We start from the raw sequence: 5887 nt of genomic DNA, 5'->3' as shown, positions 1-5887 counted from the left end.
CATTTTATAGTATAATAAATACTGAGGTGTCAAATGATTAGATTAATTAAAACAAAAAAAGCACTAATACAAAATGGTTTTATTTGTGAAATTTTTGAAAATGAAAAAGATTTGTTGAAATATTTAGATTATTATCTTAAGGAAGGTTCTACAGCTGCAATTGGTGGCAGTGTCACAATAGAAGAACTTGGAATTTATGAGAAACTGAAAGAGAAAAATATAAAAACTTTTTGGCATTGGAAAGATAAGTTTGAGGGTAACGAAGAAATAAATGCGCATGCCGATATTTATTTATCTTCTGCCAACGCCATTACAGAAGACGGCGCTCTTTATTTTGTGGATCAGCTTGGAAATAGAATTTCATCTATTTGCTTTGGGCACGATAAAGTTTTTATAATTGCTGGGCGAAATAAAATTGTAAAGTCACTTGACGAAGCGCGCGAAAGAGTTAAAAATATTTCTGTGCCACTTAACACTTTTAGACACAATGCATCTGTTGAAGTTGGCGATAATGATTACGAGACGACATCTGTATATAGCACTGCAAATATGGAATTATTTTTCAAAAAGAATCCAGAAAATAGAGATATTTACGTATTTTTAGTTGATGCTGATTTGGGTTATTAATACATAGAAAAGAAGATGATAAGATGATTTATTTAGATAATTGTGCAACTACAAGGCCAGATAAAGAAGTTATTAAAGTTATGATGGATGCATTAGAAAAAGATTTTGCCAATCCATCTTCGCTTCACTCCTTTGGGCACGAAGTTGAAAAAAAATTAGAAGAAGCAAGAGCTTCTGCTGCAAGACTCGTTGGGGCAGATAAGGAAGAAATTTATTTCACATCAGGCGGAACAGAGAGTAACAACATTGCAATTCACGGTGAGATAATTAAAAACAGGCGCAGGGGAAATAAAATAATTACAACTTCCATTGAACACGCTTCTATCTTGGATCAATTTAAGCACTACGAAAATGAGGGCCTTAGAGTTGTGTTTTTGGGCGTGGACGAATATGGAAATGTGGACGAAGAAGAGTTTAGAAAAGAAGTTGACGATGATACAATTCTAGTCTCACTAATTTATGTTCACAACGAACTTGGCACTATTAACAATGTAAAAAATTTAATTAAAATTGCAAAAGAGAAAAATAAAAATATATTTTGTCACGTTGACGGAGTTCAAGCTGTTGGCAAAATCAAAGTCGATGTAAAGGATATTGGAGCAGATACAATGTCTTTTTCAAGCCACAAAATTTATGGACCAAAGGGAGTTGGGGCTCTTTATAAGAGACGCGATGTAATGCTTCCTAGTCTTGTAATTGGCGGAGGACAGGAGAAAAATCTGCGCTCAGGTACAGAAAATGTGCCGGGAATTTTAGGCTTTGGCAAGGCATGTGAGCTTACATTTAACGAGATGGACGAGAGACTTAATCATGCAAAGGAAATTAAAAATTATTTACTAGAGAAGTTGCAAGAAAACTTGACAGATTATAGAATTAATTCTCCAGAGAATTCATCAGACTTTATAACTTCAATTTCAATTTTAGATACGAGGGCAGAGGTGCTGCTTCACTACTTGGAGCAAGATGAAATTTATATCTCAACAGCTTCAGCTTGTTCATCAAATGGAACGCACAAGTCCTCAACATTAAAAGAAATTGGACTAAGCGACAAGTATTCTGAGGGCACAATAAGAATTTGCACTTCCAAGGACACAACAAAAGAAGAAATTGATGTTTTTGTTGAAAAACTTTTACAATACACAGAAGAAATTAGAAATATAATGAAGAGGTGATTTAATGCAAAGAGTTATGGCGCTTTCTTTAGGCGAACTTGTACTAAAGGGCAAAAACAGACATACATTTTTGCAAAAATTAATTGGTGATATAAAGAAAAATCTACGTGGCATAGATCATGGAAAAATTTATCACAATATGGGCAAGGTTTATGTAGAAGTAGTTGAAGACAATGAAGAAAAGTTAATAAATCGACTAAAGCATGTTTTCGGAATAGTTTACATTGCACCTTCTATTAAAGTTGAAACTAATCCAGAAGAAATAGAAGAGGCAATACTTCATGTAGTAAAAGAGACTCTAGAAAAGCATCCAGAGTACAAAACTTTTAAGGCGCAAACTTCTAGAGGAGACAAAACTTATCCACTGACATCAATGGAGATAAATAACAAAATTGGGGGAATAGTTTTAAAAAATTTCGACGTGAAAGTTGACGTTCACAACCCCGACTTCTATGTTTATTGCGATTTAAAAAAGGATACCTATATTTATACAGAAAAAATAAAAGCCTATGGGGGACTTCCAAAGGGAACAAACGGAAGGGGACTTCTCCTTCTTTCTGGAGGAATCGACTCACCTGTTGCCGGATTTTTGATGGCAAAGAGAGGAGTTTCCATAGATTGCTTGCACTTCCACTCATATCCATTCACATCTGAAAGGGCAGAAGAAAAAGTAAAAACTTTGGCATCTGACATTGCAAGTTTCAGTGGAAAGGTGAATTTTTATTCTGTAAATATTTTGCCAATCCAAAAAGAAATCAACAAAAAAGCTCCAGAAGATGAGATGACAATTATCTCAAGGCGCTTCATGATGAGGATTGCAAATAAACTTGCAGAAGAAAGAGGATATGATTCAATTATTACTGGAGAGAACTTGGGACAAGTTGCTTCACAAACTATTGGAGGCTTACAAGTTACAAATGCAGTGACTGACAAACTTGTTTTTAGGCCACTAATTGGGATGGACAAGGTAAATATCATAGACATTGCAACTGAAATTGGCACATACGAAACTTCAATCCTTCCTTTTGAAGATTGCTGTACAGTATTTTTGCCAAAACACCCAAACCTTAGACCAACAATTGAAGGAATTGAAGAGTCTGAAAAAGATTTAGACATTGACAGTCTTGTCGAAGATGCAATTGCAAAGATGGAAGTAACTGTCATAGAATAGGAGGACATAATGAGGAAGAGAAATAAAGGAGTAGCTGGTATTGCAATAGTTATTGCAGTCGTTGTTATACTTGCTATATTCTTTGGAGGACAATGGAACAAGCTCGTAAAAATTGACGAAGATGTCAATGCATCATGGGCACAAGTTCAAAATCAAGTTAAAAGACGTGCAGATTTAATTCCAAACTTAGTTGAAACTGTAAAAGGTTATGCAACTCACGAGAGAGAAACATTTGAAGAAATAACTAAGGCAAGAGCAGGAATAGCCGATGCAAAATCACCAAAAGAACTTGCTGAAGCTAACGATGAACTTACTCAAGCTATTGGAAGATTAAATGTAGTTGTGGAAAATTATCCAGAACTTAAGGCAAACCAAAACTTCCTAGATTTACAAGCGCAACTTGAAGGCACAGAAAATAGAATCGCAACTGAGAGAATGCGCTATAACGAAACTGTTCAAACATACAATCAATATGTAAGGAGATTCCCAACTAATATAATCGCTAAGATGATGGGATTTGACACTAGAGAATATTTCGAAGTATCAGAAAAGGATCAACAGACACCAGAAGTTAAATTTTAGGTGATACAATTGAAAAAATTTTTTGTCACATTAATAATGATTTTTGCTCTTGTGACAAATGTGTCTGCTAGTTTCGTCAAGGACAATATGCAGTATAATGTCTACGACGAAACTGGCACTCTTTCTAAAGAGAGCATAGATTATTTTAACAAAACTACTTATGATTTGAAAAAGAAAACTGGTGGCGAGATTGCCGTTGTCGTTGTAAGTGATATGGAAGACTACGACATTGATTCTTACGCCACAAGAGTTTTTGAAGAAATTGGAATTGGCGATGAAAAGGAAGACAATGGTGTTTTAATTTTAGTTGCTATTCTAGATAACGAAGATAGATTTGTAAGAATCGAACCAGGCTATGGAGCAGAGGGAATGCTTCCCGATGTATACGCGTCCCGAATTATTAGAAGAATGGGAGAGATAACATCAGAAGATAAACCGAATTCCATGGAGCTTGCCATAAACGAGGCATATAACCAAATCATTAAACTCTATGAAATGGAGTATGATGTAGACATTGCAGCTCGCGAACCTGAGGAGCCAATTGATTTAGAAGAAGACGAAGGAGCAGGAGTATTTCAAGTAATAATCGTGCTACTTCTTATCTATGTAATAATTAATCTATTCTCCGGCGGCGGAGGAAATGGTGGCTCAGGCGGAGGACCTGGCAGCAGAAGACGAAGAAGACCGACAATAGTCTTTGGACCATCTTGGGGCGGAGGCTTTGGAGGTTTTGGCGGATCGTCAGGTGGCTTCGGTGGAGGCGGCTTTGGCGGCTTCGGAGGCGGTGGATCCTCTGGAGGCGGCGGAGCAAGCGGCCGAATCTAGAAAATTTAATAATAAAAGAAATCGGAACATTTGACTTAGTCTGTGTTCCGATTTTTATTGTTCTATTAAGATTTATAACGCACGAGGTGCAATTTTATTTCATATAATTTTCGCGAAACTCCGAAGGGTTAACTCCTAAAAATGCATTGAAGTGCCTTAGATATGTCTTAGTTGAATTGTAGCCGACGCTTATTGCAATTTCTGAAATTGTAAGATCAGTCTCTGTCAAAAGGTCACACGATTTATAAATTCTTATCTGATTTAAAAAGCTGTTGAAGTTTTTTTCAACATAGTAATTTAAAGTGTCGTTTATATTTTTGGGATACATATGGAACATCTCTGATACAGAAATTATGTCAATATCCTCGGCGTAATTGTCATACATATAGTCAATAATCTTTAAAGACTTGTGGTCAAGTCTTAAGTTAACCAGTGACTCTTCTGGAACGAAGGACTTTTTATAATCTTTAATTTTCATGTGATATGTGGCGTGGAATTTTTTTGACAACATACTTGGATCAAAATAATTTAAAATATAAGCAATGTCTCTTGTGGATAAATTTGTGTTGGCAAACAAAAACCTCGCCTTAAATAATTTCATCTCTTGAAGGAGTTCATAAAAACCAAGTCCAGTAAGATTAGTTATATACCTAGATATGGAACTTTCGCTCATATAAAATACTTTAGAGATTACATTTAAAGTTATATCTCTTGAGCAATTTAAAAACATATACATGAATATCATATCTGGTGTTAAGTTTGCTTTTTCTTCATTTTCGCCAGTTGTATTTCTAAGGTATAATGCCAAGAGTTCGGTAAGAAGTGAGAGAGCATAAATTTTAGTGTAGGGTTTTGTATTGTGATAAGATGTAAGTGAGTATATGCCAAATTCTTCTCTAATATCTTCAAATATTTTTCTGATTTTCTTTAAATCTGATTGAGAGGGTGAGACTGTATTATTTTCATAAAAGGAAGTAATAATATTTAGTTTATCGCTGTCGAGGTTGAATTCTTTTTTTATATAGATGTTTATAAAATTAAAATCATAGACCAATAAATAATAAATCAGTTCTTCTTCAACTTCTACAATCTCAGATATTTGCCATGGAGCAATTTCAATTATGGTGTCGGGACTTAAATCGTAAATATGATTGCTTATTTTTATCTTTCCCTTGCCTTCTAAAATATACAAGAACCGCGAGTTTTTATGTAAAAGCGGCTCTGTTGGATGTGAATCACTTTGAATATCAAAGGCAAATATAAAATTTTTGTCGACAAATTCTTGGAACTGTTCTTGTATTTTTATTTTTTTCATTTTTCACCTCCAATTTAAAATATTATTTCTTCGCCTATATAAAATTTGACTAATTTTAAATTAACTAGTCAAAGAATAAAAAAATTTATAAATAAACTGCAACAAATCTCATCAAAGATAACGTTTTTGCTTATATATTATAACACATTACAGTGCTTAAGAAAAATAACTAATTGACGCGAAGATAAAAATAAA

General features: G+C 34.4%; 6 protein-coding genes. 5 read left to right on the top strand and 1 reads right to left on the bottom strand.

All coding sequences use genetic code 11. The features are described 5' to 3' along the window. Positions 1–33: 33 nt before the first annotated feature. Genes ACOX6R_RS07050 through ACOX6R_RS07030 form a run of 5 tightly spaced genes read left to right on the top strand, consistent with a single transcriptional unit; the run spans position 34 to position 4377 of the window. Positions 34–627, top strand: coding sequence for a lactate utilization protein (locus tag ACOX6R_RS07050; protein ID WP_433448675.1), 594 nt, complete (start codon positions 34–36; stop codon positions 625–627). A 23-nt stretch (positions 628–650) separates the two neighbouring features. After that, positions 651–1799: a cysteine desulfurase family protein gene (locus tag ACOX6R_RS07045; protein ID WP_433448673.1), complete on the top strand. Its 1149-nt coding sequence runs from the start codon at positions 651–653 to the stop codon at positions 1797–1799. A gap of 4 nt (positions 1800–1803) precedes the next feature. Beyond that, entirely contained in the window at positions 1804–2970 is a 1167-nt protein-coding gene (gene thiI, locus ACOX6R_RS07040; protein WP_433448671.1) for a tRNA uracil 4-sulfurtransferase ThiI, read from the top strand. 9 nt (positions 2971–2979) lie between these two features. Further along, entirely contained in the window at positions 2980–3552 is a 573-nt protein-coding gene (locus tag ACOX6R_RS07035; RefSeq protein ID WP_433448669.1) for a LemA family protein, read from the top strand. 9 nt (positions 3553–3561) lie between these two features. Beyond that, positions 3562–4377 carry a TPM domain-containing protein gene (locus ACOX6R_RS07030; RefSeq protein WP_433448667.1) on the top strand — a complete coding sequence of 272 codons (816 nt, stop codon included), beginning with the start codon at positions 3562–3564 and terminating at the stop codon, positions 4375–4377. A gap of 94 nt (positions 4378–4471) precedes the next feature. On the opposite strand, the gene ACOX6R_RS07025 is transcribed toward ACOX6R_RS07030, so the two are convergent. Next, positions 4472–5692 carry an AraC family transcriptional regulator gene (locus ACOX6R_RS07025; RefSeq protein ID WP_433448665.1) on the bottom strand — a complete coding sequence of 407 codons (1221 nt, stop codon included), beginning with the start codon at positions 5690–5692 and terminating at the stop codon, positions 4472–4474. Positions 5693–5887 lie beyond the last annotated feature (195 nt).

Source organism: Peptoniphilus sp. (assembly GCF_050943655.1).
In the GTDB taxonomy this organism is placed as follows: domain Bacteria; phylum Bacillota; class Clostridia; order Tissierellales; family Peptoniphilaceae; genus Peptoniphilus_A.
Note: the sequence above shows the minus strand (reverse complement) of the source record. Positions and strands in the feature narration are given on the sequence as shown.